This is a genomic window from Variovorax sp. Soil_C_26, assembly GCF_057657075.1.
Window position 1 is genome coordinate 257,977 of sequence record NZ_JBDGJC010000006.1, and the last position, 24,647, is coordinate 282,623.

The 24,647-nt window shown below is 68.5% G+C and carries 21 protein-coding genes; 10 read left to right on the top strand and 11 right to left on the bottom strand.

What is annotated here, in order from left to right:
- Positions 1-2 precede the first annotated feature (2 nt).
- The 5 genes from otnK to AC3A6G_RS19010 are packed head-to-tail and all read left to right on the top strand — an operon-like array spanning position 3 to position 4,473.
- Complete coding sequence (gene otnK / locus AC3A6G_RS18990; protein WP_487874331.1) at positions 3-1,277, top strand: 3-oxo-tetronate kinase; 1,275 nt, start codon at positions 3-5, stop codon at positions 1,275-1,277.
- Complete coding sequence (locus tag AC3A6G_RS18995; protein ID WP_487874332.1) at positions 1,274-1,960, top strand: class II aldolase/adducin family protein; 687 nt, start codon at positions 1,274-1,276, stop codon at positions 1,958-1,960. The genes otnK and AC3A6G_RS18995 overlap by 4 nt, the downstream gene beginning before the upstream one ends.
- Before the next feature lie 22 nt (positions 1,961-1,982).
- Positions 1,983-2,801 carry a 2-oxo-tetronate isomerase gene (gene otnI / locus AC3A6G_RS19000; protein WP_487860890.1) on the top strand — a complete coding sequence of 273 codons (819 nt, stop codon included), beginning with the start codon at positions 1,983-1,985 and terminating at the stop codon, positions 2,799-2,801.
- Entirely contained in the window at positions 2,798-4,003 is a 1,206-nt protein-coding gene (locus tag AC3A6G_RS19005) for an amidohydrolase family protein (protein WP_487874333.1), read from the top strand. Before otnI ends, AC3A6G_RS19005 begins: the two co-directional genes overlap by 4 nt.
- On the top strand, positions 4,000-4,473 hold the full coding sequence (locus AC3A6G_RS19010) for a RidA family protein (RefSeq protein WP_487860892.1): 474 nt from the start codon (positions 4,000-4,002) through the stop codon (positions 4,471-4,473). Before AC3A6G_RS19005 ends, AC3A6G_RS19010 begins: the two co-directional genes overlap by 4 nt.
- Here AC3A6G_RS19010 and AC3A6G_RS19015 read toward each other — a convergent pair.
- The 10 genes from AC3A6G_RS19015 to AC3A6G_RS19060 all read right to left on the bottom strand — a co-directional run bounded on the left by AC3A6G_RS19015 (position 4,466) and on the right by AC3A6G_RS19060 (position 14,260).
- Positions 4,466-5,113 carry a TetR family transcriptional regulator C-terminal domain-containing protein gene (locus AC3A6G_RS19015; protein ID WP_487874334.1) on the bottom strand — a complete coding sequence of 216 codons (648 nt, stop codon included), beginning with the start codon at positions 5,111-5,113 and terminating at the stop codon, positions 4,466-4,468. The two genes, AC3A6G_RS19010 and AC3A6G_RS19015, sit on opposite strands and share 8 nt — an antisense overlap.
- Positions 5,110-6,072, bottom strand: coding sequence for a PDR/VanB family oxidoreductase (locus AC3A6G_RS19020; protein WP_487874335.1), 963 nt, complete (start codon positions 6,070-6,072; stop codon positions 5,110-5,112). The genes AC3A6G_RS19015 and AC3A6G_RS19020 overlap by 4 nt, the downstream gene beginning before the upstream one ends.
- A gap of 13 nt (positions 6,073-6,085) precedes the next feature.
- A complete protein-coding gene (locus tag AC3A6G_RS19025; protein ID WP_487874336.1) occupies positions 6,086-6,676 on the bottom strand; it encodes an NAD(P)H-dependent oxidoreductase in 591 nt (196 codons plus the stop codon).
- 149 nt (positions 6,677-6,825) lie between these two features.
- Positions 6,826-7,854 (bottom strand): ABC transporter substrate-binding protein, encoded by a 1,029-nt coding sequence (locus AC3A6G_RS19030; protein ID WP_487874337.1) that lies wholly within the window; start codon positions 7,852-7,854, stop codon positions 6,826-6,828.
- Positions 7,855-7,985: 131 nt separating this feature from the next.
- A complete protein-coding gene (locus tag AC3A6G_RS19035) occupies positions 7,986-9,350 on the bottom strand; it encodes an FAD-binding oxidoreductase (protein WP_487874338.1) in 1,365 nt (454 codons plus the stop codon).
- Between the two features lie 126 nt (positions 9,351-9,476).
- Positions 9,477-10,364, bottom strand: coding sequence for an ABC transporter permease (locus AC3A6G_RS19040; RefSeq protein ID WP_487874339.1), 888 nt, complete (start codon positions 10,362-10,364; stop codon positions 9,477-9,479).
- Positions 10,348-11,175 carry an ABC transporter ATP-binding protein gene (locus AC3A6G_RS19045; RefSeq protein WP_487860899.1) on the bottom strand — a complete coding sequence of 276 codons (828 nt, stop codon included), beginning with the start codon at positions 11,173-11,175 and terminating at the stop codon, positions 10,348-10,350. The genes AC3A6G_RS19040 and AC3A6G_RS19045 overlap by 17 nt, the downstream gene beginning before the upstream one ends.
- Positions 11,166-11,987: a creatininase family protein gene (locus tag AC3A6G_RS19050; protein WP_487874340.1), complete on the bottom strand. Its 822-nt coding sequence runs from the start codon at positions 11,985-11,987 to the stop codon at positions 11,166-11,168. The genes AC3A6G_RS19045 and AC3A6G_RS19050 overlap by 10 nt, the downstream gene beginning before the upstream one ends.
- 130 nt (positions 11,988-12,117) lie before the next feature.
- The gene (locus AC3A6G_RS19055; protein ID WP_487874341.1) at positions 12,118-13,746 is read right to left on the bottom strand and encodes an MFS transporter; all 1,629 of its coding nucleotides are present in this window, start codon (positions 13,744-13,746) and stop codon (positions 12,118-12,120) included.
- Positions 13,747-13,783: 37 nt separating this feature from the next.
- A complete protein-coding gene (locus tag AC3A6G_RS19060) occupies positions 13,784-14,260 on the bottom strand; it encodes an Lrp/AsnC family transcriptional regulator (protein WP_487860902.1) in 477 nt (158 codons plus the stop codon).
- Positions 14,261-14,436: 176 nt separating this feature from the next.
- Between AC3A6G_RS19060 and AC3A6G_RS19065 the strand changes: the two genes are divergently transcribed.
- The 5 genes from AC3A6G_RS19065 to AC3A6G_RS19085 all read left to right on the top strand — a co-directional run bounded on the left by AC3A6G_RS19065 (position 14,437) and on the right by AC3A6G_RS19085 (position 24,122).
- Positions 14,437-18,054, top strand: coding sequence for an indolepyruvate ferredoxin oxidoreductase family protein (locus AC3A6G_RS19065; protein ID WP_487874342.1), 3,618 nt, complete (start codon positions 14,437-14,439; stop codon positions 18,052-18,054).
- Positions 18,055-18,315: 261 nt separating this feature from the next.
- A complete protein-coding gene (gene yajC / locus AC3A6G_RS19070; RefSeq protein WP_487860904.1) occupies positions 18,316-18,651 on the top strand; it encodes a preprotein translocase subunit YajC in 336 nt (111 codons plus the stop codon).
- 87 nt (positions 18,652-18,738) lie between these two features.
- A complete protein-coding gene (gene secD, locus AC3A6G_RS19075; RefSeq protein ID WP_487860905.1) occupies positions 18,739-20,622 on the top strand; it encodes a protein translocase subunit SecD in 1,884 nt (627 codons plus the stop codon).
- Positions 20,623-20,640: 18 nt separating this feature from the next.
- Positions 20,641-21,600: a protein translocase subunit SecF gene (gene secF, locus AC3A6G_RS19080; RefSeq protein ID WP_487860906.1), complete on the top strand. Its 960-nt coding sequence runs from the start codon at positions 20,641-20,643 to the stop codon at positions 21,598-21,600.
- 128 nt (positions 21,601-21,728) lie between these two features.
- Positions 21,729-24,122 carry a DUF1631 family protein gene (locus AC3A6G_RS19085; protein WP_487874343.1) on the top strand — a complete coding sequence of 798 codons (2,394 nt, stop codon included), beginning with the start codon at positions 21,729-21,731 and terminating at the stop codon, positions 24,120-24,122.
- Between the two features lie 4 nt (positions 24,123-24,126).
- On the opposite strand, the gene AC3A6G_RS19090 is transcribed toward AC3A6G_RS19085, so the two are convergent.
- Positions 24,127-24,645, bottom strand: a complete 519-nt coding sequence (locus AC3A6G_RS19090; protein ID WP_487860908.1) for a Smg family protein — start codon at positions 24,643-24,645, stop codon at positions 24,127-24,129.
- Positions 24,646-24,647: the final 2 nt, after the last annotated feature.

A 24,647-nucleotide genomic window follows, 5' to 3' on the forward strand; every position in this document is an offset into this window, starting at 1 on the left:
CGATGGCTGCCAAGCTGCTGCTCGGCTGCATCGCCGACGACTTCACCGGCGCCACCGACCTGGCCAACAACCTCGTGCGCGCGGGCATGCGCGTGGTGCAGGCCATCGGCGTGCCGTCCGGTCCATTGGACGCCGAGGTCGATGCGGTGGTGGTCGCGCTCAAGTCGCGCACCATCGCGCCGGCCGAGGCCGTGGCGCAGTCGCTCGAGGCGCTGCGCTGGCTGCAGGCGCAGGGTGCGCGGCAGATCTACTTCAAGTACTGCTCCACCTTCGACAGCACGCCCAAAGGCAACATCGGCCCGGTGACCGAGGCGCTGATGGACGCGCTGAGCTGCGACTTCACCATCGCCACGCCGGCCTTTCCCGACAACAAGCGCACGGTGTTCAAGGGCTACCTGTTCGCGGGCGACGTGCTGCTCAGCGAGAGCGGCATGCAGAACCATCCGCTCACGCCGATGACCGATGCGAACCTGGTGCGCGTGCTGCAGGCGCAGTGCACGCGCAAGGTGGGGCTCATCGACCATGCGGTGGTGGCGCGCGGTGCAAACGCCATCACGGAACGCATTGTGCAGCTCAAGGGCGAAGGCGTCTCGATCGCCATCGTCGATGCGGTCTCGAACGACGACCTGCTGCGGCTCGGCCCCGCGCTCGCGAAGATGCCGCTGGTCACCGCCGGTTCGGGCGTGGCGATCGGGCTGCCGGCCAACTTCGGCCTCGCGCCATCCTCGCAGGCCAGCGCATTGCCGGCTGCGGGCGGGCGGCGCGCCGTGGTCTCGGGCAGCTGCTCACTCGCGACCAACCGGCAGGTGCTCGATTTCATCCAGCGCGGCGGTGCGGCGATGGCCGTCGATCCGTTGCGCATCGCCGCGGGCGTGGACGTGGCGGCCGAGGTGCTGGCCTGGGCCGCACCGTTGGTCGGCCAGGGCCCGGTGCTCGTCTACTCCACCGCCGAGGCCGGCGCCGTGAAGTCGGTGCAGGGCCGGCTCGGCGTCGAGGAGGCCGGTGCGATGGTCGAACGCACGATCGCGGCGATCGCGCGCGGGCTGGTCGAACAAGGCGTGCGCCAGCTCGTGGTGGCTGGCGGCGAAACCTCGGGCGCCTGCGTGCAGGCGCTCGGCATCGCGCAGATGCAGATCGGCCCGCAGATCGACCCCGGCGTGCCGTGGTGCCATGCGCGCACCGGCGTCGCGGACGGGGCGGCGATGCACATCGCGCTCAAGTCGGGCAACTTCGGCGGGGACGATTTCTTCACCCGGGCCTTCACGGTGCTGGCATGACGGAAGAAGCCCGCGCCCGCGAAGAAATCTGCCGCGTCGGCCGCAGCCTGTTCGAGCGCGGCTACGTGCATGCCACGGCCGGCAACATCAGCGTGCGGCTCGACGACGATGCAGGCTTTCTCATCACCCCGACCGATGCCTGCCTCGGCTTCCTCGATCCGGCGAGGCTGGCTCGGCTCGATGTGCAAGGCCGGCAGACCGGCGGCGACCGCGCCAGCAAGACGATCGCGCTGCACATGCGCATCTACGCGGCGGCGCGCCGCTTCGAGGCCGGCACGGCCTGCGTGATCCACACGCACAGCACGCATTGCGTGGCGCTCACACTCGGCAAGTCCCAAGGCGAAGAGGGCGCCGAGCTGCTGCCCGCGCTGACGCCCTATTTCGTCATGAAGGTCGGCCATGTGCCGGTCGTTCCGTACCACCGCCCCGGTGCGCCCGAGGCCGCCGAGCGCGTGGCCGAGGCCATCGAACGCTTCGGTGCCGCGGGCACGCCGATCCGCGCGGTGATGCTCGCGCGGCTCGGCCCCAATGTGTGGCACGACACGCCGGCCGCCGCGATGGCCGTGCTGGAAGAACTCGAAGAGACCGCGCGGCTCCAGTTGCTCGCCGGTGCCGCGCGGCCCGCGCCGCTCGGTACCGAACAGATCGACGAACTGCGCCGCAGCTTCGGTGCGCGCTGGTAGCCGGCCGTAGTAAAAACACGCCATGCCTCAATTCGCCGCCAACCTCTCGATGCTCTATCCGGAGCTCGCTTTCCTCGACCGCTTCGAAGCCGCCGCGAAGGACGGCTTCAAGGCCGTCGAATACCTGTTCCCCTACGCCTTCGCCAAGGAAGACATCGTTGCGCGCCTGCGGCACAACGGCCTGGCGCAGGTGCTCTTCAACGGCCCGCCCGGCGACTGGGACCACGGCGAGCGCGGCCTCGCCTGCCTGCCGGGCCGCGACGCCGAATTCCGCGAGGGCATCGCCCGGGCCATCGACTACGCGGTGGCGCTCGACTGCCCGCGCATCCACGTGATGGCGGGCCTCGTGCCCGAAGACCTCGAGCGCGAGGCCGTGCAGCCGGTGTACGTGGACAACCTGCGCTGGGCCGCGGCCGAGGCCGCCAAGGCCGGGCGCGACGTGCTGATCGAGCCGATCAACACGCGCGACATCCCGCGCTTCTTCCTGAACCGCCAGGACCATGCACATGAGATCGTCGACATGGTGGGCGCGCCCAACCTCCAGGTGCAGATGGATCTGTACCACTGCCAGATCGTCGAGGGCGACGTGGCGATGAAGATCCGCAAGTACCTGCCCACGGGCCGCGTGGGCCACATCCAGATCGCCGGCGTGCCCGAGCGCCACGAGCCCGACATCGGCGAGCAGAACTACCCCTATCTGTTCGAGCTGATCGACACCGTCGCGGCGGAATGCGGCTGGCAGGGCTGGGTCGGCTGCGAGTACCGGCCGAAGCGCGGCGCCGAACCCGGCGGCACCTCGGCCGGGCTCGGCTGGCTGCGCGCCTGGCAACAGCGCGCATGAAGCTCGAATCGTTGCGCATCCCGCCGCGGCTGCGCGGCTTCGACGCGCATCAGGATGTGCAGCTCTTCGACGTGACGCTCGCGGGCGACCGCGTGCAGGCCATCGACGCGAGCGCTTCGCAGGCCCCGGCCGGCGCGCGCGGCACGCTGCTGAGCGCGCTGGTCGAGGCGCATGCGCACATCGACAAGAACTACACCGTGCAGGAAGTCGGCGCGGCCGAGGGCGACCTGTTCGCCGCCATCGCGCGCATGGACCGCCACCGCGCAGGCTGGACCGGCGAGACGCTGCGCCCGCGCATGGAACGTGCGCTGCACGAGGCCTGGCGTTCGGGCGTGCGGGCGCTGCGCACGCACATCGACTGGGTCGAGGCCGACGCGCCGGCCGCGCTCGCGGTGTTCGAGGCGCTGCGCGCCGAATGGCACGGCCGCGTCGCGCTGCAGTTCGTCTCGCTCACGCCGCTCGACGTGTTTGCCGACCCCGACGCGGGCGAGCGCATCGCCCGGCAGGTGAAGCGCGCGGGCGGCACGCTCGGCGCCTTCGTCTACCGCAATGAAGGGCTGGTGCACAAGCTGGGCCGCGTGTTCGATCTGGCGCAGGAGCACGGGCTGGGGCTCGACTTCCATGTCGACGAAGGGCTCGACGCCGATGCGAGCGGGCTGCGCAGCATCGCGCAGCTGGTGCGCGCGCGCGGCTTCGGCGGCGGCGTGGTCTGCGGCCACTGCTGCTCGCTGTCGGTGCAGGACGATGCCGTGGCGCAGGAGACGCTCGCACTGTGCGCCGGCGCCGGGCTCCACATCGTCGCGCTGCCGACCACCAACCTCTACCTGCAGGGCGCCTGGGACCGCACGCCGGTGCCGCGCGGCATCACGCGCCTGCGCGAAGCGGCGGCACGGGGCTTGCGTGCGAGCCTGGCCACCGACAACGTGCAGGACGCCTTCTATCCCTATGGCAGCTACGACCTTCTCGAAACCTTCGGCCTCGGCGTGCAGATGGCGCACCTCGCGCCTGCCGAAGACTGGCTCGACGCGATCACCGTCGCGCCGGCCAGGGCCCTCGGGCTGGCCTGGGACGGGCGCATCGCGCCGGGTTGCCCGGCCGACCTCGTGCTGCTCGCGGCCGTGGGCGAGCATGAACTCATCGGACCGCGTGGGCGCGAGCGCACCGTGATTCGCGCCGGTCGCATTCTGGAGACGACACCATGAGCATGGGCAAACCGATGGCCAACTATGCCGCCGCCAAGCGCGTCGGCGATTTCGTGTTCCTGAGCGGCGTGGTGGCGGTCGACCCGGCCACGCGCCGCGCGGTGGCCGGCTACGACGCGCTGCCCGACGAGGGCCGCACCGCGCTGCAGGGCCTGGGCTATGCCACGGGCCAGATGTCGGTCGACATCTTCGAGGCGCCGATCGTGGCGCAGAGCTGGTTCGTGCTCGAACGCATCCGCGAGATCGCGGCCGAGCATGGCGGCACGATGGAAGATGTGGTCAAGCTGGTGCAGTACTTCCGCCACCTGCCGCACTACGCGTTCTACAACCGCGTGCGCGGGCTGTTCTATCCGGGCGATCCGCCGGTCAGCACGGTGGTCGAGGTGTCGCGCTTCCTGCCGGGCGACGAGGTGCTGGTCGAGGTGGAAGCCACCATGTATTTGCCCCAGTCGCAGCAGCGCATCACCTGACGCCGGCGCCCTTCAGCAGGAAGTCGGTCACCTGCTCGATCAGGTAGCGCCGATCCTTGTCATCGCCCTGCTGCGCCGTGTCGCGGAAGTACGCAGCCTGCGTGGCGTGGTCGGCGTAGAACTGGGTCACGGCCCAGATGTGGAACAGCACCAACATCGGGTCGGCCTCGTCCATCAGCCCCTGGTTCATCCAGTTGCGGATCACGGCGGCGGCCTGGTCGGTGCGCTGCTTGCTCGTGTCCATCATGCCGCCGAGCACCGGCGCGCCGCGCATCATCTCGGCCGTGAAGATGCGCGAGCGCAGCGGATGCTCGAACGAGAACACCATCTTGCGCTGGATCAGGTCGCCGAGCACCTTGCGTGGGCCGAAGGCCTCGTCGGCAAAGCCGAACACCACGATCCAGTCGTTGAGGATGTCCTGCAGGATCTGCCGGTAGAGCGCTTCCTTGCTCTCGATGTAGTAGTGCAGCTGCGCCTTCGAGAGGCCCGCCTTGTCGGCAATGGCCTGTGTCGAGGCGCCCGCGAGCCCTTCGCTCGCGAAGACCTCGATCGCGGCCTGGTTGATGAGGCCGAGCACCTGCGTGTACTTGCGCGAACGGCCGCGCGTGGCGGGGACTTCCGCGTCGCCGCTTTCGCTCACAGCTGCAATTCCAGTTCGGTGCCGCTCGCGCGCGAGCAGCACAGCGCCACTTTGTGGCGGCGCTCGCTGGCCGTGAGACAGAAGTCGCGGTGTTCGGCCGCCGTGCCGTCGCCTTCCACCACGCAGGTGCCGCACAGGCCCTGCTGGCACGAGACCGGAATGTCGATGCCCACGTCGTGCAGCGCATCGACGGCGGTCTGGTCGGCCGCCACCGGCACGGTGATGCCGCGCCGCGCGAGCTTCAGCGTGAAGGGCAGGCCCGTGGCGGCGCCGGCGTCGGCCGGCGCGGCGAAGTACTCGGCATGCAGCGCGTCCTCGGGCCAGTGCGCGGCCGCCTCGCGCACCGCCTGCATGAAACCGCCGGGGCCGCAGACGTAGAGCTGCGCACCCGGCGCCCGCTCGGCGAGCAGCGCGCGCAGGTCGATGCGCTGCGCTGCGTCGCCCTGGTCGAGGTGCAACCGCAGGTGCGGCGCGAGCGCGGGCGCGCGCAGCGCTTCGGCAAAGGCCAGGTGTTCCTCGCTGCGCGCGAACACGCAGAGCGTGAACGGCGCGCCGCGCGCCGCGAGCGCCTGGGCCATCGCGAGCAGCGGGGTCAGGCCGATGCCGCCCGCGAGCAGCAGGTGGTGCAAGGCCGCTTCGCGCAGCGGAAAGGTGTTGCGCGGCGCACTGATCGCGAGCAGGTCGCCTTCGCGCACCCGCTCGTGCATCGAGGCCGAGCCGCCGCGGCTCTGGGCCTCGCGCTTCACGCCGATCAGGTACGGCGCGGCGGCGCCCGATGGCGCACGCGCGAGCGAGTACTGGCGCGAGAAGCCGCCGGGCATGTGCACGTCGATGTGCGCGCCGGCCTCGTAGTCCGGCAGCGGCCGGCCCCAGGGATGCGCCAGCGCGAAGGCGAGGATCTCGGGCGTCTGTCGCGTGATGCGTTCGACGCGGACGGTGAGGGTGCGTTCGAGGCTCATGATGGTGTGGGTGTCAGATGCGTTGCAGCTTGCGCGCAACGCGTTCGATGAAGTGCGTGCGGTCGTGTTCGGTGACGGCGTTCATGTCGTGCAGCTGCAGCCATGTGACCTTGCAGCGCCATGCGAACAGCGCCCGCAGCGCCCGCGTGAACAGCCGCCGGCCCGGATCGCCGATCAGCATCACGAACCAGCGCGGCGAGCCGCCCGTCGTCACCACCGTGAGCCGTCGGATGTGCCGCAGGCCCGACGACACGACCTGGCCCTTGCGCTCGGCCGGAAGGAAGGCCACGCCGGGCAGCCACACCCGCTCGAGCCAGCCCTTGAGCATCGAAGGCGGTCCATGGAACCAGGTGGGATAGACGAACACCAGGTGCTCGGCCCACAGCAACGCCTCGACGTGGGGCTTCACGCGTTCGCGGATCAGGTCGGGGTTGTCGAGGTAGGCGATGCGCTCTTCGCGCGTGAGCGTCGGGTCGAACCCCTCGGCATAGAGGTCGATCGCGCGCACCGGGTGCCGGGGTTCGAGCGCCGCGAGGGCGGTGCGGTAGAGCGCCTGGTTGAAGCTGTCAGGATTCGGATGGCAATGAACGACGAGCGTTTTCATGAGAAGGGCCGGTTCGCACAGCGTTTGCTGGCGATACGGGGTCAGAGCCCAGGAAACAAGGGCCGCGCCGTGCCTTATGGCAACCCAGGCGCCGGCATCTGACCCCGGCGCAAGCACCGCGCGGCCCGCGGAAAAAGTGACGGCGGCGCTTACTTGCCCGTGAGCTGCTTGCGCAGGTCCACGCCCACGCTCTTGTTGACGAACTGCGTCGTCACGACCTTCGAGAGATCGACTTCACCGGGCTTGTAGAGGCCGGCCTTGACCATCTTGTCGTAGAAGTCCTTCACGCGGGCCTCGTCCATGGCGCCGATGCCCTTGGTGAGCGACTCGCCGCTGTCGACGATGCCCATCTTCTTGATCAGCGCGATCGAGCCTTCGAGCGCGGGCACCGGCGAATCGGGGTTGGTCTTGGCGATCAGCGCGTTGGCGGCCTTGTTGTCGCCGTAGAGGTAGTTGTTCCAGCCGATGATCGACGCCTCGATGAACTTGCGCACGGTCTCGGGCTTGTTCTTGATGAGGTCGGCACGCGTTTCGATCGTGGTCGCATAGGTCGAGAAGCCGTTGTCGGCCAGGAGCTGCACCACCGGGTCGAAGCCGGCCTGCGCCTTGATCGATAGCGGCTCGGAGATCGCATAGCCCTGCTGGATCGACTTCTTGTCGGCCAGGAACGGGCCGACGTTGAAGGTGTAGGGCTTGAGCTGCGCATCCTTGAAGCCGTGCTCCGACTTCATCCATTGCCAGAAGCTGAACTGGCCATCCTTGCCGATGAAGGCCACGGGCGCCTTGGCCATGTCCTTGAAGGTGTCGAAGCCCTGCCCCGGGTGCGCGAACATGGCCTGCGGGTCTTTCTGGAAGAAGGCCGCCACCACCACCGTGGGCACGCCGTTCTTCACGTTGTCGAAGGACTGCAGCAGGTTGCCCGTCATGAGGAAGTCGACCTTGCCGGCCGGCAGCATCGGCCGGTTGTTGACCATCGGGCCGCCCTGCTGGATCTCGACGTCGAGGCCGTACTTCTTGTAGGTGCCGTCCACCAGCGCCTGGTAGAAGCCGCCGTGGCCGGCCTGCGCCTTCCAGTTGGTGGCGAACACCACCTTTTCCTGCGCCTGCGCGGCGAAGGCGGCACCGATGAGCGCGAGGCCGAGGGCCAGCGGGCGGAGGCGGGGAGCGGAAATTCGCATGGGAGTGGACTCCTTGAGTTGACGGACGAAAAGCGGGAACCCCGCGGAACCGGCTTTGCCGGGCCGCTGGGGTTGCCCCCGGCGAGGGGGTTGGCGAAGCGACACGAAGTGCGCGAAGACTGGGGGTGTGCTCATGTGATCCAGCCGCGGGTCTTGCCGGGGTTCATCAGCCCCATGGGATCGCTGCGCTTCTTGAACTCGATCTGCTGCGTGTCGATGGCCTTCATGCCGCCGTCCTCGATGGTGACCACGTGCGGATTGAAGATCTTGCAGCCGCCCTGCGATTCGATCTCGCGGATCACCTCGTACTGGTGGGCTTCGCCCTTCCAGCGCACCAGCAGGATGCCGAAGGTGCCGCATTCGCCGCCGGCGCGCGCGAAATCCTGGTGCTGCAGCACGTCGTCGCCGAAGATCGCGAGGTGGCGCTCGACCACGGCCGGATCGAAGGGCTGGGCATAGGCCACCTGCAGGTAGGTCCAGCCGCGGTCGGCCTTGAGCGCCTGCAGCGTCGTGTGGTTGAACGCGCACTCGTAGGCCGGCGGCAGGCCGTCGGCGAGCAGCTCGGCCTCGGTGCCCGCGACGGAGATCGTGCCGCCGTGCGCTGCGGCGAGCGCGCGGAATTCGGCCATCGATGCGGGCGACACCATCGTGAACACCGCATGCCGATCGGCCGGAAAGCGGTCGCGCATGGCGGTGTAGTAGGGCGAGAAGCGCGCCTCCACGGTCGAGAGCAAAAAGATGTCGAGCGTGGGCGCCTGCGCGGCGATGCCGAAGTCGAGCGCGCCGCGGTAGGTGTCGAACAGCGCCGTGCAGTGCACCCAGTCGACGGCCGGGCTCAGGGCCACTTCCACGTCGAGGATCACGCCGTTGGTGCCGAAGGCATGCTGCACCTGCTGGATCTCGTCGCCATGCAGTTCGATGACGCGCGGCTGGCGCTCCACCGTCATCACGCGCGCGTGCAGCATGTTGCCGGGGTCGCGCAGGATGCCGTGGCGGAACGAGCCGATGCCGCCGAAGCCGCCCGCGATGAAGCCGCCGATCGAGGCCACGTGCCACGTCGAGGGCCACATGCGCAGCGCCTGGCCGGTTTCGCGCGCCGCGAGATCGATGTCGTGCATGCGGGCGCCGGCCTCCACGCGCATGCGGCCCGGCTGGATGTCGAGCACGCGGCACATGCCGGTCACGTCGAGCACGATGCCGCCTTCGAGCGGCACGCACTGGCCGTAGTTGCCGGTGCCACCCGCGCGCACGGTGAGCGGCAGCTGCCACTTCGCGGCCACCGCCGCGGCCTGCCGCACATCGTCCTCGGTGCCGACCTTGACCACGAGGTCGGCCACGCAGCCGGCGAGCTGGGCCGTGAGGATCGGGCTGTACCAGTAGAAGTCCTTCGACAGCTGCTTGCGTTGCGCCGGCGCGGTGACGAGGTTGAGGCCGCGCAGGTCCTGCTGCACGGCGTCCCAGTCGACATTCTTCGACATGACAGCTGCGAATGTCATTGGACCCCCGCGTCCGGCATCGCACTGCCGTGGAACACCGCGGAACCGGCTTTGCCGGGCCGCTGGTGTTGCCCCCGGTAGGGGGTTGGCGTAGCGACACGAAGTGCGCGAAGACTGGGGGCGAGCCTACCTTTCACGGCGCATCTCGCTTTCATGCCAGTGGCCGAGAACGAGCCGCGACAGTGCCGCGAACACGATGAAGATGACGATGCCCAGCAGCGACACCAGCAACAGCGCCGCGAACATCATCGGGATCTCGGTGCGAAAGCTCGACTCGAGGATGCGCGATGCCAGGCCGGTCTCCTTGCCGGCCGTGCCGGCCGTGAACTCGGCCACCACCGCGCCGATCAGGGCCAGCCCGCCCGCGATCTTCAGGCCCGCCATGAAGTACGGCAGCGCGCTCGGCGCGAGCAGGTAGCGGAAGGTCTGCCACGGCGACGCCTTGTAGAGCTGGAACAGGTCGCGCAGGTTGCTGTCGGCGCTTTTCAGGCCGACCACGGTGTTCGACAGGATCGGGAAGAAGGCCACGATCCAGGCGCACAGCAGCAGCGCCGCGGTGGTGTTCGAGACATAGATCAGGATCAGCGGCGCGATGGCGATGATCGGCGTCACCTGCAGGATCACTGCGATCGGGAACAGGCCCACCTCGACCCACTTGAAGAGCGCGAACGCGATCGCCAGCGCCACGCCGCCGACGATGGCCGCCGCGAGCGCCAAGAGCGTCAGCCGCACGGTGAACCACAGCGCACTCGACAGCGACCCCCAGTTGTCGAACAGCGTGGAGAGGATCAGCGAGGGCGAAGGGAGGATGTAGTGCGGAATGCCGTTGGCGCGCACCATCCATTCCCACAGCAGCAACAGCACGGCGACCACCGCCGCGGGCACGGCGATGCGCAGCATCGACTCGCGCCGCCGGGCACGGTCTTCGTGGGCGCGCAGCAGTTCGGCGGAGGGCGCGGCGGCCTCGGCGACGGCGGCAGCACCGGCGGCGGGGCGTTCAGTGATCGACGTCATGCAATGCTCCATGCAGCGACTGCGACACGGCGGTGCAGTGCGCGTTGTAGCGGCTCGAGGTGCGGAAGTCTTCGCCGCGCGGATAGGGCTCGTCGATGCGGATCTCGTCGATCACGCGGCCCGGACGCGCGGCCATCACCACGATGCGGTTCGACAGGTACACCGACTCGTAGACGCTGTGCGTGACGAACACCACCGAGAAGCGGTGCTCGCGCCAGATCGCGAGCAGGTCGTTGTTGAGCTTGATGCGCGTCATCTCGTCGAGCGCGGCAAAGGGCTCGTCCATGAGCAGCAGGCGCGGATGGGTGACCAGCGCACGCGCGATCGACACGCGCATCTTCATGCCGCCCGACAGTTCGCGCGGGTAGACGCCCGCAAAGCGCGAGAGCCCGACCATCTCGAGCGCCTGCTCGACCACGGGCGCCGCCGCGTCGCGCGAGGTGCCCGCGAGCTTGAGCGGCAGCCACACGTTGTCGAACACCTTGGCCCAGGGCATGAGCGTGGGTTCCTGGAACACGAAGCCGAGGTCGCGGTCGCTGCGGCTGTGCTTGGCCACGCCGCTGTTGGCGCCCGACCACTGGATCTCGCCCGCGCTGAGCCGGGTGAGGCCGGCGATCAGCCGCAGCGCGGTGCTCTTGCCGCAGCCCGAGGGGCCGAGGAAGCTGACGAAGTCGTGCTCGCCGATGTCGAGCGTCATGCCCTCGAGCGCGAGCGTGCCGTTGGCAAAGCGCTTGCCGACCTGGCGCAGGCGCACCAGCGGCGTGGCGGTGGTCGTGGTGTCGTCGGGCGGGGTGCTGGGGGTCATTGCCATGCGGGCTGGTTGTCGAGGCGCGAGAGCGGGAAGCGGTCGACCTCGTGCAGCAGGTCGACGAAGCGTCGGCCGACATGGTCGAGCACCGCGGCGCCCTTCTCGGCGGTGGCGCGGGTGGCGTCGCCGGCGGCGCCCGCGGGGTTGATGTCGTGCATCTGCCAGCCGAGCTTGCCGCTGGGCGTGATCGACAGGTACTTGTTCTCGGCCGCGAGGTCCTCGGTCATCGAATGGAAGTTCTGGAACCGGTCCTTCTGCACATGGTCGGGCGTGAGGTGCAGCATGACCGAGCTCTCGAGGTCGCCGGCATGGATGCCGTGGCGCCCCTCGTGCGCGGTGAACAGGCCTTCGGGCAGGCCCAGCGTGTACCAGTTGGCGGCCACGACCATCATGCCGTGCGCCTCGCGCAGGTCGCGCGCCACGATGTCCATCACGCTCATCTGGCCGCCGTGGCTGTTGTAGAGCACCAGCTTGCGCACGCCGGCACGGGCCACGCAGGCGCCGATGTCGGTCCAGAGCGAGATCAGCGTCGTGGCCGACACCGTCAGCGTGCCCGTATAGCGCGAATGCTCGTTGCTCTTGCCGTAGGCCACGGTCGGCAAAAAGAGCACGGGCAGGTCGTCGGGCAGGTGCGGCAGCGTGGCGTGGACCATGCCGTCGATGGTGGCGGTGTCGGTCGACATCGGCAGGTGCGGACCGTGCTGCTCGGTGGCGCCGACCGGCAGCACGGCGATGAGCCGCTCGCGGTCGAGGCGGGAGAATTCTTCGCTGGTCAGGTCCGACCAGAAGCGGCTGCGCAGGGGGGCGGATTTCATCGTGGCGGTCCTCGTAGTCGAACGAGCGTGATGATGGGCTAAATTGTCCGATCGGTCAAAAAAACGTAGATCGGTATTTACCCGACGGGCGCGCGCGGCGGGCAGCCAAAGCAGACCGACCGGTCAAATTTCAGCGCCGCACCACGTACCGGGTCACGGCGGGCGGCGATTCGCCGATGTGGAACGCCAGCCGCCGTTCGCGCAGCGCCATGTCGGCCGCCGTGGCGCGCGTGAAGCGGCGCAGGTGGTCGGTCCAGCTTTCGTCCACGATCTGCTCGAGATAGCGCCCCGGCTCGGCGATGTCGTGCAGCAGCTCCCAGCCGATCGCGCCCTGGCCGAGCCGGGCGCGCCGGGTCTGCTGCATCACGAGGTGGAAGGCGGCCGCGCGTGCCGGGTCGATGATGTATTCGATGGTGATGATCACGCGCCCGCTTTCCTCGGGCCTTTCGGCCGGCGGGCCCGCCACCCAGCCGGCGCGCGCCGGGCTCATGTCGGCCTCCTCGCCCGAGACGTCGGTCACCCAGCGCAGCGCGGCCAGCATCACCAGCGTGCCGCTCACCGCGGCGATCTCCAGGCTGGTGCGCAGGTCGCTGACCGTGGCCACCTGGCCCCAGAGCGCCGCGCCGATCGCGCTCGCGCCCATGATCGCCATCTGGTAGGTCGACATGCCGCGCGCGCGCACCCAGTCGGGCAGCGCCAGCTGCGCCGACACCGAGAGTGAATTCGCCACCGTGATCCAGGCCATGCCGCCGAAGAACATGGCCGGCACGGCGACCCACGCATTGGGCGCGAAGGCCATCACCGCGGTGGCGGCCGACTGCAGCAGCGTGCCGCGCAGCACGAGCTGGTCGCGGCCCAGCGCCTGGCGCAGCCGCGGCAGGAACAGCACGGCGATGATCGCGCCCGCGCCCATCGCGGCCAGCAGCAGGGTGAAGGTGCCGGCACCGCCGCCCTTGAGGTTGCGCGCCAGCAGCGGCAGCAGCGCGAGCAGCGCGGTCGAGTGGAAGAAGAAGATGGTGATGCGCGTGAGCACCGCGCGCATGCGCTGCGACTGCCAGACGAACTGCACGCCCACGCGCATGGCGCTGATGAGCCGCTCGCGGCCCAGCGGGTTGGGCGTGTGCTCGCGCCGCCAGCGCAGCACCACGAAGCCCGAGGCCACCGACAGCACCGCATTGAGCGCGAACACCCAGACGCTGCCCGCGCTCGCGATCAGCATGCCGGCCGTGAGCGGGCCGATGATGCGCGAGGCGTTCATCGCGATGCCGTTCAGCCCGAGCGCGGCCGGCAACTGCGGCCGCGGCACCAGCTCGGGCACGATGGCCGAGAACACGGGCCAGCGCAGCGCCAGGCCGATGCCGTTGGCGAAGGTCAGCGCCAGCAGCAGCGGCGCGGTCATCACGTCGAGCGAAATGGCCACGCACAGCACGATCGCGGTGCCCGCAAGCCAGAACTGGGTGGCGACCAGCCAGCGCCGCCGGTCGAGGATGTCGGCCAGCGCGCCGCTCGGCAGGCCCAGCAGGAACACCGGCAGCGTGGAGGCCGACTGGACCAGCGCCACCCAGATCGGCGAGCTGGTCAGCGAGGTCATGAGCCACGCCGCCGCCACGTCGTTCATCCACATGCAGATGTTGGCGATCAGCCAGGTGCTCCAGAGCATGCGGAACACCGGCAGCCGGAGCGGCTCCAGCGCCGTCATCTTGGGCGGGCGCGGCTGGACGGCGGAGACAGGCGTTTCTTCGGGAGAAATGGGTGGCATGTGCCCCGATTGTGCCGGGCGCCCTGCCCGCGCCCGGTCAGCGCGCCAGATGCCCGAGCGGCCAGGCGCTGCTGGCCTTGACCTCACCGAGCGAGAAGCTGGTGTGCAGGTCCTTCACGTTGGGCAGGTTCATCAGGTGCTGGCGCGCAAAGGCCGAGAAGCTGTCGAGGTCCTGCGCCACTACCTGCAGTTCGAAGGTGCCGGTGCCGCTGATGTAGTGACAGGCCACCACCTCGGGCAGGCGGCGGATCGCCTCCTCGAGCTTGCGGGTGGCGTCCAGCGTGACCCTCTCGGTGTCGACGCGCACGAAAGCGAGCACGCCGAGCCCGATCTTGTGGCGGTCGATCTCGGCGTGATAGCCCTTGATGAAGCCGGCCTCCTCCAGCGCGCGCACGCGGCGCCAGCACGGTGCGGCCGAGAGGCCCACGCGCTGCGCAAGCTCGGCGTTGGTGAGGCGGCCGTCGGCCTGCAGTTCTTGCAGGATTGCAAGGTCGAACTTATCAATTCTTTCCATTGGACAGAATTTTAAGCAAGATTCTTTCTGGAACCCGGATTTCCGGGGCCAAGAACGCAAACACCTGTCGCGAACCCCGGCATACACTTTGCGTGATCATGGGCTCGCGCCCGACCCGGGCACAGACCCACACCCCAAGCCAGGCCCACAAAGCCCTGCCATACGGAGACAGACACATGAACGCCCCGCTGCCCGAACACATTCGCCGCGCGCTGGAAACCGTCACGCTCGACGACAAGTACTCCCTGGACTACGGCCGCGCGTTCATGAGCGGCGTGCAGGCCCTGGTCAAGCTGCCGATGCTGCAGCGCCTGCGCGACAAGCAGGTCGGCAAGAACACCGCCGGCTTCATCAGCGGCTACCGCGGCTCGCCGCTCGGCGGCTACGACCAGGCGCTCTGGAAGGCCAGCAAGTTCCTGAAGGAACAGAACATCGTGTTTCAGCCCGGCGTGAACGAAGAGCTCGCCGCCACGGCGCTTTGGGGCACCCAGCAACTGGGCTTTTCGCCCGCGGGCACCAACAAGTTCGACGGCGTCTTCGGCATCTGGTACGGCAAGGGCCCGGGCGTGGACCGCTGCTCCGACGTCTTCAAGCACGCCAACATGGCGGGCACCACCGAATTCGGCGGCGTGATCGCGGTGGCGGGCGACGACCACATCTCCAAGAGCAGCACGGCGGCGCACCAGAGCGATCACATCTTCAAGGCCTGCGGCACGCCGGTGTTCTTTCCGGCCAACGTGCAGGAGATCCTCGACCTGGGCATCCACGCCTTCGCGCTGAGCCGCTTCTCGGGCGTGTGGTCGGGCATGAAGACGATCCAGGAGATCGTCGAGTCGAGCGCCACCGCCATGATCGACCCGGACCGCGTCGAGATCGTGGTGCCGACCGACTTCGAGATGCCGCCCGGCGGGCTGCACATCCGCTGGCCCGACCATGCGCTGGAGCAGGAAGCCCGGCTGATGCACTACAAGTGGTATGCCGCGCTCGCGTACATCCGCGCCAACCGCCTGAACCACAACGTGATCGAAGGCCCGAACGACCGCTTCGGCATCATGGCCAGCGGCAAGGCCTACAACGACACCCGCCAGGCCCTGATCGACCTGGGCCTGGACGACGCCACCTGCCGCCAGCTCGGCATCCGTCTGCACAAGGTGGGCGTGGTGTGGCCGCTCGAGGCGCAGCTCACGCGCGAGTTCGCCACCGGCCTGCAGGAGATCCTGGTGGTCGAGGAGAAGCGCCAGGTCATCGAATACCAGCTCAAGGAAGAGCTTTACAACTGGCGCGCCGACGTGCGCCCCAACGTGCTCGGCAAGTTCAACGAGCTCGACGGCGATTTCTCGGGCGGCGAATGGGCCATGCCCAACCCGACGGCCAACACGCTGCTGCGCGCCAATGCCGACCTGAACCCGGCGCTGATCGCCAAGGCCATCGCGCAGCGGCTGCGCAAGCTCGGCATCCTCGACCATGCGGGCGCCGACATGCGCGCGCGCATCGACGCGCAGATGGCGATCCTCGAGGCCAAGGAGCGCTCGATGGAAGTGCTCAAGGTGGGCGGCGTGCAGGGCGCCGACCGCCAGCCGTGGTTCTGCTCGGGCTGCCCGCACAACACCAGCACCGTGGTGCCCGAAGGTTCGCGCGCCATGGCCGGCATCGGCTGCCACTTCATGGCCACCTGGATGGACCGCTCCACCATCGGCTTCACGCAGATGGGCGGCGAGGGCGTGCCGTGGGTCGGCCAGCAGCCCTTCACGACCGACCAGCACATCTTCGCCAACCTGGGCGACGGCACCTACTTCCACAGCGGCCTGCTCGCGATCCGCCAGAGCATCGCTGCGGGCGTGAACATCACCTACAAGATCCTCTACAACGACGCGGTCGCCATGACCGGCGGCCAGCAGGTCGGCGAGCGGCCCGAGGGCCACTCGGTGCTGCAGATCGCCGAGAGCCTGCATGCCGAGGGCGCCAAGAAGGTGGTGGTCGTCACCGACGAGCCCGAGAAGTACGAGGGCGTGAACATCCCCGGCCAGGACGTGAAGGTGCGCCACCGCGACGACCTCGACGAGATCCAGCGCGAGTTCCGCGAGATGGCGGGCACCACGGCCATCATCTACGACCAGACCTGCGCCACCGAGAAGCGCCGCCGCCGCAAGCGCGGCACGGCCGTCGATCCGGCGAAGCGTGTCGTCATCAACGAGTTGGTCTGCGAAGGCTGCGGCGACTGCAGCGTGCAGAGCAACTGCCTGTCGGTCGAGCCGCTCGAGACCGAATTCGGTCGCAAGCGCGCGATCAACCAGAGCACCTGCAACAAGGACATGAGCTGCCTCAAGGGCTTCTGCCCGAGCTTCGTGACCGTCGAAGGCAGCCAACTCAAGAAGAAGGCCAAGGACAAGGCGGCATCGCCGCTCGAACTCGGCCCGCTGGCCGAGCCGGCCGTGCCTGCGCTGGCGCCCGGACAGGTCTGGGGCATCGTCGTGGCCGGCGTCGGCGGCACGGGCGTCATCACCATCGGCCAGCTGCTCGGCATGGCGGCGCACATCGAGGGCAAGGGCATCGTTACGCAGGATGCGGCCGGCCTCGCGCAGAAGGGCGGCGCCACCTGGAGCCACGCGCTGATCGGCGACACGCAGGAGGCGATCCGCACCACGCGCGTCGGCACCGCCGCGGCCGACCTGATCCTCGCGGCCGATCCGCTGGTGGCGGTCAATCCCGAAACCCTGGCGCGCATGCGCGAAGGCCGCACGCACGTGGCGCTCAATGCGCACGGCACGCCGACCGCGGCCTTCGTGCGCAACGCCAACTGGGTCAATCCGCAGGACGACTGCGCGGGCGACATCGCAAAGGTCGTGGGTGCCGACGCGGTCGGCGCGTTCGATGCCGATGCCGCAGCCACCACGCTGATGGGCGACAGCCTCTATGCCAACCCGATGCTGCTGGGCTACGCCTGGCAGAAGGGCTGGATCCCGCTGGCGCACGAATCGCTGATGCGTGCGATCGAGCTCAACGCCGTGGCGATCGAGAACAACAAGGCCGCGTTCGCCTGGGGCCGCCAGGCCGCGGCCAACCCCGACGAACTGCAAAAGCGCGTGCGCCCGGGCCAGGTCATCGAGTTCAAGAAGCGCGAAACGCTCGACAGCCTGGTGGCGCGCCGGGTCGAGTTCCTCGCCGGCTACCAGAATGCCGCCTATGCCGATACCTACCGGCAGTTCGTCGGCAAAGTGCAGCAGGCCGAGTCGGCGCTCGGAAAGACCGCGCTGGCCGAGGCCGTGGCGCGCCAGCTGTTCAAGCTGATGGCCTACAAGGACGAGTACGAGGTGGCGCGCCTGCACACCGACCGCAGCTTCCTCGGCCGCGTCGAAGGCATGTTCGAAGGCGAGATGGGCAAGGACTTCAAGCTCAACTACCACCTCGCGCCGCCGATCGTCGCGAAGAAGAACGCCAAGGGCCAACTCCAGAAGCAGAAGTTCGGCCCGTGGATGCTGCCGGCGTTCCGGGTGCTCGCGCGCCTGAAGGGCCTGCGCGGCACGGCGCTCGACATCTTCGGACGCACCGAGGAGCGCCGCACCGAACGCGCACTGATCGGCGAATACCGCGCGAGCATCGAAGAAGTGCTGGCCGGCCTGCGCGCCGAGAACCATGCGCTCGCCCTCGAGATCGCCAGCCTGCCCGAGCAGATCCGCGGCTACGGCCACGTGAAGGAGCGCAACCTGGCGGCAGCGCGCGTGCGCTGGAGCGAGCTGATGGCCCGCTGGCGCGATCCGCAGCAGCAGCAATCGGCGCAGCGCGCGGCTGCCTGATTGCCGCGGTCCGGAGGGTGCCGGAGGTCTTCCGGCACCCTTTTGCTATTGAATCGGTAGCAGCCGTTAGAACCAAAGGCCTGCGCCGCGCGCCGGATAAGCGCGCGGCGCAGGCCTTTGCGACGAATACAATGCCCGCTGCTGAGCGCGGCAACACCGCTCCAGGCTTCTGAACGCGGCCTTTTTTCCCGGGCCGCGGAACCGCGGGCCCGACCCGCGCTTCTGACATTCCTCATACCCATCTCTCTGCTGGAGACTCCCTTGTTCATTTCCTCTGCTTTTGCCCAAACCGCGCCCGCTGCATCCGGTGGCGGCGACATGATGTCTTCGCTGGGCAGCATGCTGCCGCTGGTGTTGATGTTCGTGGTGCTGTACTTCGTCATGATCCGCCCGCAGATGAAGCGCCAGAAGGAAGCCCGCGCCATGATCGAGGCGCTCGCCAAGGGCGACGAAGTGGCCACGGTCGGCGGCGTGCTCGGCAAGATCACCTCGCTCGGCGACCAGTACCTGGGCCTCGAAATCGCGAACGGCGTCGAGATCAAGATCCAGCGCACGGCCGTGGTGCAGGTCCTGCCCAAGGGCGCGGTCAAGCAGTAATCGCCCACAAGATGGTGCCCGGGCCTTGCGCTTTGTCGTGCGGGGCCTCAAGTCACGCCGTGTCCTGTTTCTGAAAAGCGCTCTCTCATGAACCGATATCCGGTCTGGAAGTACGCGATCATCGTGGTCGTGCTGCTGGTTGGGTTGATCTATTCCCTGCCCAATTTCTTCGGCGAGGCGCCTGCTGTGCAGGTGTCCGCGGCCAAGTCGACCGTCAAGGTCGACGCGGCCACCCAGGGCCGGGTCGAGGAGGCGCTGAAGACGGCCGGGCTCGCGCCCGACCTGCTCACGCTCGAAGGCGGCTCGCTGCGCGCGCGCTTCGCGACGCCCGACGAACAGCTCAAGGCGCGCGACGTGCTCCAGCGCGCCCTGGTGCCCGACCCGGCCGATCCGGCCTACATCGTGGCGCTGAACCTGGTCTCGCGCTCGCCGGCATGGCTCACGGCGCTGCATGCGTTCCCGATGTACCTGGGTCTCGACCTGCGCGGCGGCGTCGACTTCCTGCTGCAGGTCGACATGAAGGGCGCCATCGACAAGAAGGCAGAATCTTTCGCGGGCGACCTGCGCACCGTGTTCCGCGACAAGGGCATCCGCGGCACCTCGGTGAGCCGCAACGGCCAGGCCATCGAGATCTCGTTCCGCGACGCCGCGGCGCGCGATGCGGCCCGGCGGCTGATCCAGGACCAGTTCCAGGACCTCGAGGCGGTCGACAGCGGCGAAGGCAGCAACCTTCGCCTGGTGGCGACCATCAAGCCCGAGGCGGCGCGCCGCCAGCAGGATGCGGCGCTCAAGCAGAACATCACCACGCTGCACAACCGGATCAATGAACTCGGCGTGGCCGAGCCGGTGATCCAGCAGCAGGGCCTCGACCGCATCGTCGTGCAGCTGCCCGGCGTTCAGGATACGGCCAAGGCCAAGGACATCCTGGGCCGCACCGCCACGCTCGAGATGCGCCTGGTGGACGAGAGCGCCGAAGGCCGCGCCGCCGAACTCAGCGGCGGACCGGTGCCCTTCGGCTCCGAGAAGTTCTTCGAGCGCGACGGCCGCCCGGTCATCGTGAAAAAGCAGGTGCTCGTCACCGGCGAGAACCTCACCGACGCGCAGCCCGGCTTCGACTCGCAGAGCCAGCAGCCCAAGGTCGACCTGACGATGGACGCCAAGGGCGGCCGGATCATGCGCGACGTGAGCCGCGAGAACTACAAGAAGCGCATGGCCATGCTGATCTTCGAGAAGGGCAAGGGCGAAGTGCTCACCGCCCCTTCGATCAATGGTGAGCTCGGCACCCGCTTCCAGATCTCGGGCTCGATGACGGTGAGCGAGGCCAACGACCTCGCGCTGCTGCTGCGCGCCGGCTCGCTGGCTGCGCCGATGGAGATCATCCAGGAGCGCACCATTGGCCCGACACTCGGCGCCGACAACATCGAGAAGGGCTTCAAGAGCGTGATGTACGGCTTCCTCGCGATCATGGTCTTCATGTGCCTGTACTACGCACTGTTCGGCCTGTTCTCGTCGATCGCGCTGGCCGTCAACCTGCTGCTGCTCGTGGCCATTCTCTCGATGCTGCAGGCCACGCTCACGCTGCCCGGCATCGCGGCCATGGCGCTGGCCATCGGCGTGGCCATCGACTCCAACGTGCTGATCAACGAGCGCATCCGCGAAGAGCTGCGCAACGGCGCGTCGCCGCAGGCGGCCATCCACGCCGGCTACGACCGCGCCTGGGGCACCATCCTCGACTCGAACGTGACCACGCTGATCGCGGGCATCGCGCTGCTGGCCTTCGGCTCGGGCCCGGTGCGCGGCTTCGCGGTGGTGCACTGCATCGGCATCGTCACCTCGATGTTCTCGGCCGTGTTCTTCTCGCGCGGCCTCGTGAACTTCTGGTACGGCCAGAAGAAGAAGCTCAAGACGGTGTCGATCGGTACCGTGTGGCGGCCCAAGACCGACGGCACGGCCGTGGCTGAAGGCAAGTAAAGGTCAAGGACAAGCGCCATGGAATTCTTCCGCATCCACAAGACCATCCCGTTCATGCGCCACGCGCTGGTGCTGAACATCATCTCCTTCGTGACCTTCGCGCTCGCGGTGTTCTTCCTGTTCCACCGCGGCCTGCACCTGTCGGTCGAGTTCACGGGCGGCACCGTGATGGAGGTCGCCTACCAGCAGTCGGCCGACATCGGCAAGATCCGCGAAGCCGTCAGCAAGCTGGGCTACCCCGAAGTCCAGGTGCAGAGCTACGGCACTTCGCGCGACGTGCAGATCCGCCTGCCTGCGCAAAAGGGCATGAACTCCGACCAGCAGAGCGCGCAGGTCATGGAAGCGCTCAAGTCGGTCGATCCGTCGGCCACCCAGCGTGGCATGGAGGTAGTCGGTCCGCAGGTGGGCGAGGAACTCACCACCAACGGACTCAAAGCCCTGGGCATGGTGGTGGTGGGCATCATGATTTACCTGGCGATCCGATTCGAATGGAAGTTCGCCGTGGCCACCGTGCTGGCCAACCTGCACGACGTGGTCATCATCCTGGGCTTCTTCGCGTTCTTCCAGTGGGAGTTCTCGCTCGCGGTGCTCGCGGCGGTGCTCGCGGTGCTGGGCTATTCGGTCAACGAATCGGTGGTGATCTTCGACCGGGTGCGCGAGAACTTCCGGCGCTACCGCAAGATGGGCACGACCGAGATCATCGACAACGCGATCACCTCGACCATCAGCCGCACCATCATCACGCACGGCTCGACGCAGCTCGTGGTGCTCTCGATGTTCTTCTTCGGTGGCCCGACGCTGCACTATTTCTCGCTGGCGCTGACGATCGGCATCTGCTTCGGCATCTATTCGTCGGCCTTCGTGGCGGCGGCGATCGCGATGTGGCTCGGCGTCAAGCGCGAGGACCTCATCAAGGGCACGCCGCCCAAGCGCGACGGCGGTTCGGAGGACGACCCGAACGCCGGTGCGGTGGTCTGAGGCACCGGGCCGGCCCAAAGGCAAGGACGTGGGAAGGCGATGCACCCTTGTGCTGCCGGCTTTCCCGATGCAAGCTCTCGCTTGTGACGCCCTGAGCGCCGAGCCTTCCTGCCTTCCCGATCCCTCCAATGAGCATCGCGCGGTCCGACACTTCCCTGCAGCTCGCACGCGAGACGCGTGAGCGTTTCGTGCTCGCCACCGGCGGCGTCATGGCGCCGCTGGCGCAAGCGATCCGGGACCGCCTGACCCAGCAGGCCGCCGAGGTCGGCAACGCGCGGCTGATGCAGGAACGCCGCGACGACTTCCTGGCGTTCCAGGCGCAGGCCTCGCAATGGGTCTCGCTCGCGCAGGCCGGCTGGCGCAGGTCGGCGAGCGCGCCTGCGGCGGCCGCTGCGGTTCCTGCTGCTGTGCCATCGGCTCCGAAGCTGCGGCTCGAACTCATGGGCGACGATGCGATGGAAAGCAACATCCTGTCGTCCCGCTTGGCGCAGATGCTCCACGAGCAGGCCAGCTTCGAACTCAGCGACCTGCGGCTGCGCATCCAGCATCTCGAAGGCACCGGTGAGCTCAACGCCAACGATGTGCTCCGGCCGGAGACCCTGGCCAGGCTGCTGGTGGACCAGTGGCTCGCGGCCGGGCTGAGCCGGGCGCTCTGGACGCGCGTGCAGGACACGGTGCAGCAGCGGCTCGTCGGCGTGGTCGTCAAGGCCTACGAGGACGCCAACGCCTTCCTGATCTCGCAGGGCGTGATGCCGGAGATCGACCTGAAGAGCTTTGTCCGGCGCACCGGCGGTGGCGGCGGCGGCGTCAGTGCCACCGGACCGGCCTCGGTGTCGGGCGCAGCGCAGACCGGCCGCGGCCCGGGTCCCGGTTCTCCGAACGGCGCGTTCAATGGTTCTTCTGCTTCCCCGCCGCCCCCGCAGCGGGTCTTTTCGCCGTCCACGCCTGCGCTGACCACCGGCGGCTCGCCGCTGCTGGTCGCCCGGCAGCGTGCCCAGACGGCACTGCTGAGCCTCAAGCGCTTCGTTGCCGCGCGCATCGGAACCGACCTGTCCGCCCCGCGTCCCCTGCAGCCGACGACCGGCATGGATGCCGGCGCAGGCCCGAATGGCGGCGCGGGCGCGCAGACCTTCGCTGGCATGGTCGCCGAGGCCGAAGCGGCCTATCGCGCATCGGCCACGCACTACATGCAGGCGGCTTCGGCAGAGCACCAGGCCACCCTGCTGCAGCAAACCGCGGTCGACCTGCGGCGGCGCAGCAGCGAGCTCAAGAAGAAGGCGCCCACCACCGCCGACAAGGCCACGGTGGAGATCGTCGCGCTGATGTTCCAGGCCATCCTGTCCGAGGAGCGCATCCCGTTCTCGGCGCGCGTGTGGTTCGCGCGGCTGCAGATGCCGGTGCTGCGCGTGGCGATCGCCGAGCCCGAGTTCTTCGGCAGCCTGCAGCATCCCGCGCGCATGCTGATCGACCGCATGGGTTCCTGTGTGATGGGCTTCGACGCGGCCGCCATCTCGGGCAGTGCGCTCGAAGGCGAGATCAAGCGCGTGGTGCAGGTGATCGAGCAGTACCCCGAGACCGGCCAGCGCGTCTTCAAGCTGGTGTTCGACGAGTTCGTGGCCTTCCTGAACCGTTATCTCACGCAGAGCGACACCACGCAGCGCGTCATGAGCGTGGCGCAGCAGGTCGAGCAGAAGGAGACGATGGCGATCCAGTACACCATCGAGCTGCGCAAGATGCTCAACGACATGCCGGTGCGCGATGAAATCCGCGAGTTTCTGTTCAAGGTCTGGGCCGAGGTGCTTGCGATTGCCGCGCTGCGCTACGGCGCCCAGGGCGAGCAGACCGTGATGCTCAAGCGCGTGGCCTCCGACCTGGTGTGGGCCGCGAGCGCCAAGCCCAACCGCGCCGACCGCGCTCGCGTGATACAGGACCTGCCGCAACTGCTGCAGCGCCTGCGGCTCGGCATGACCCTGCTCGGCATCATCGACGAGCCGCAGGAAACCCACATCAAGGCCATCGGCGCCACGCTGTCCGATGCCTTCCTGTCGAAGACCGAGGTGATCCCCGCCGCCAAGATCGAGGCCATGGCCGCGCGCTTGGCGCATCTGGAGGATTTCGTGAAGGACCATGGCGGCGCCTCGAACCTGCCGCTCGACGCGAACAGCATCGAGCTGCTGCTGGGCATGGACGCGGCCTCGATCGAGGTGGTGGCCGATGCGCCGGGCGGCGCCGCTTCCGAAGACATGCTGGCATGGGCCCATGCGCTCGAGGTGGGCAATTGGTTCATGCTCGATCACAACGACCGCGTGAGCCAGGTGCAGTTCGTCTGGCGCAGCGAGCGCAAGCAGCTGCACCTGTTCGCCTCGGCCGACGGCCGCAGCTTCCTGATCCAGGCCGGCCGTCTCGCCAGCTACCTGCAGGCGGGGCTGCTGGTGCCCGCCGAGGACGAGACGCTCACCGCGCGCGCCACGCGCGAGGCGCTCGCGAAGCTCGACGCCAATCCGGAGCGACTTCTGAACTAGGCGCTCAGTGTGCCGTGCGCCCTTCGCGGCTCTCGCAGAGTTCGTCGAGCACCAGCGCGTCGGGCTCGATGCCCGTGCTCCAGTGCACCATCAGCACGATGATCTTGAGGTCGTCGAGCGCGACCGGCGCATCGGGCGCCGCCATCGCGCGCTCGACCACGATCTCGCGCAGGCCGCAGGGCAGCAGCTTCGAGAGTTCGAGAAAGCGGATGAAGCCGAGGCACTCGGCACCGAGGTGCTCCTGCTCGGCCTGTGAATAGACGCGCATTGCGTCGCTCGACTGCGGCAGCGCCGCTTCAGGGGGGCCGCTCAGCGTGACCGTGGCGGTGTGGCTGTCGCCCGCATGGCGTTTGATCTGCAGTCCCTGAGTGGCCAGGCTCAGGCCGTCGAGCCATTGCAGCGCATCGTGGATCTCTTCGGGATCGAAGCCATGCGCGCTGAGCTTGCGCCCCAATTGTTCGGGTTCGGGGCAGGCATCGCCGCGCCAGTAGTTTTCGTAGACAAACACGAGCACTTCGAACATGA

Bases quoted from the DNA above. Each gene is read 5' to 3' on its own strand.
- AC3A6G_RS18995 (WP_487874332.1), top strand. From the start codon at position 1,274: ATGACGGAAGAAGCCCGCGCCCGCGAAGAAATCTGCCGCGTCGGCCGC.
- secD (WP_487860905.1), top strand. From the start codon at position 18,739: ATGAACCGATATCCGGTCTGGAAGTACGCGATCATCGTGGTCGTGCTG.
- AC3A6G_RS19025 (WP_487874336.1), bottom strand. From the start codon at position 6,676: ATGAAAACGCTCGTCGTTCATTGCCATCCGAATCCTGACAGCTTCAAC.
- AC3A6G_RS19055 (WP_487874341.1), bottom strand. From the start codon at position 13,746: ATGCCACCCATTTCTCCCGAAGAAACGCCTGTCTCCGCCGTCCAGCCG.
- AC3A6G_RS19045 (WP_487860899.1), bottom strand. From the start codon at position 11,175: ATGGCAATGACCCCCAGCACCCCGCCCGACGACACCACGACCACCGCC.
- AC3A6G_RS19060 (WP_487860902.1), bottom strand. From the start codon at position 14,260: ATGGAAAGAATTGATAAGTTCGACCTTGCAATCCTGCAAGAACTGCAG.
- AC3A6G_RS19005 (WP_487874333.1), top strand. From the start codon at position 2,798: ATGAAGCTCGAATCGTTGCGCATCCCGCCGCGGCTGCGCGGCTTCGAC.
- AC3A6G_RS19050 (WP_487874340.1), bottom strand. From the start codon at position 11,987: ATGAAATCCGCCCCCCTGCGCAGCCGCTTCTGGTCGGACCTGACCAGC.
- AC3A6G_RS19030 (WP_487874337.1), bottom strand. From the start codon at position 7,854: ATGCGAATTTCCGCTCCCCGCCTCCGCCCGCTGGCCCTCGGCCTCGCG.
- AC3A6G_RS19085 (WP_487874343.1), top strand. From the start codon at position 21,729: ATGAGCATCGCGCGGTCCGACACTTCCCTGCAGCTCGCACGCGAGACG.
- AC3A6G_RS19090 (WP_487860908.1), bottom strand. From the start codon at position 24,645: ATGTTCGAAGTGCTCGTGTTTGTCTACGAAAACTACTGGCGCGGCGAT.
- AC3A6G_RS19065 (WP_487874342.1), top strand. From the start codon at position 14,437: ATGAACGCCCCGCTGCCCGAACACATTCGCCGCGCGCTGGAAACCGTC.
- otnK (WP_487874331.1), top strand. From the start codon at position 3: ATGGCTGCCAAGCTGCTGCTCGGCTGCATCGCCGACGACTTCACCGGC.
- AC3A6G_RS19010 (WP_487860892.1), top strand. From the start codon at position 4,000: ATGAGCATGGGCAAACCGATGGCCAACTATGCCGCCGCCAAGCGCGTC.
- secF (WP_487860906.1), top strand. From the start codon at position 20,641: ATGGAATTCTTCCGCATCCACAAGACCATCCCGTTCATGCGCCACGCG.
- otnI (WP_487860890.1), top strand. From the start codon at position 1,983: ATGCCTCAATTCGCCGCCAACCTCTCGATGCTCTATCCGGAGCTCGCT.
- AC3A6G_RS19040 (WP_487874339.1), bottom strand. From the start codon at position 10,364: ATGACGTCGATCACTGAACGCCCCGCCGCCGGTGCTGCCGCCGTCGCC.
- AC3A6G_RS19020 (WP_487874335.1), bottom strand. From the start codon at position 6,072: ATGAGCCTCGAACGCACCCTCACCGTCCGCGTCGAACGCATCACGCGA.
- AC3A6G_RS19035 (WP_487874338.1), bottom strand. From the start codon at position 9,350: ATGACATTCGCAGCTGTCATGTCGAAGAATGTCGACTGGGACGCCGTG.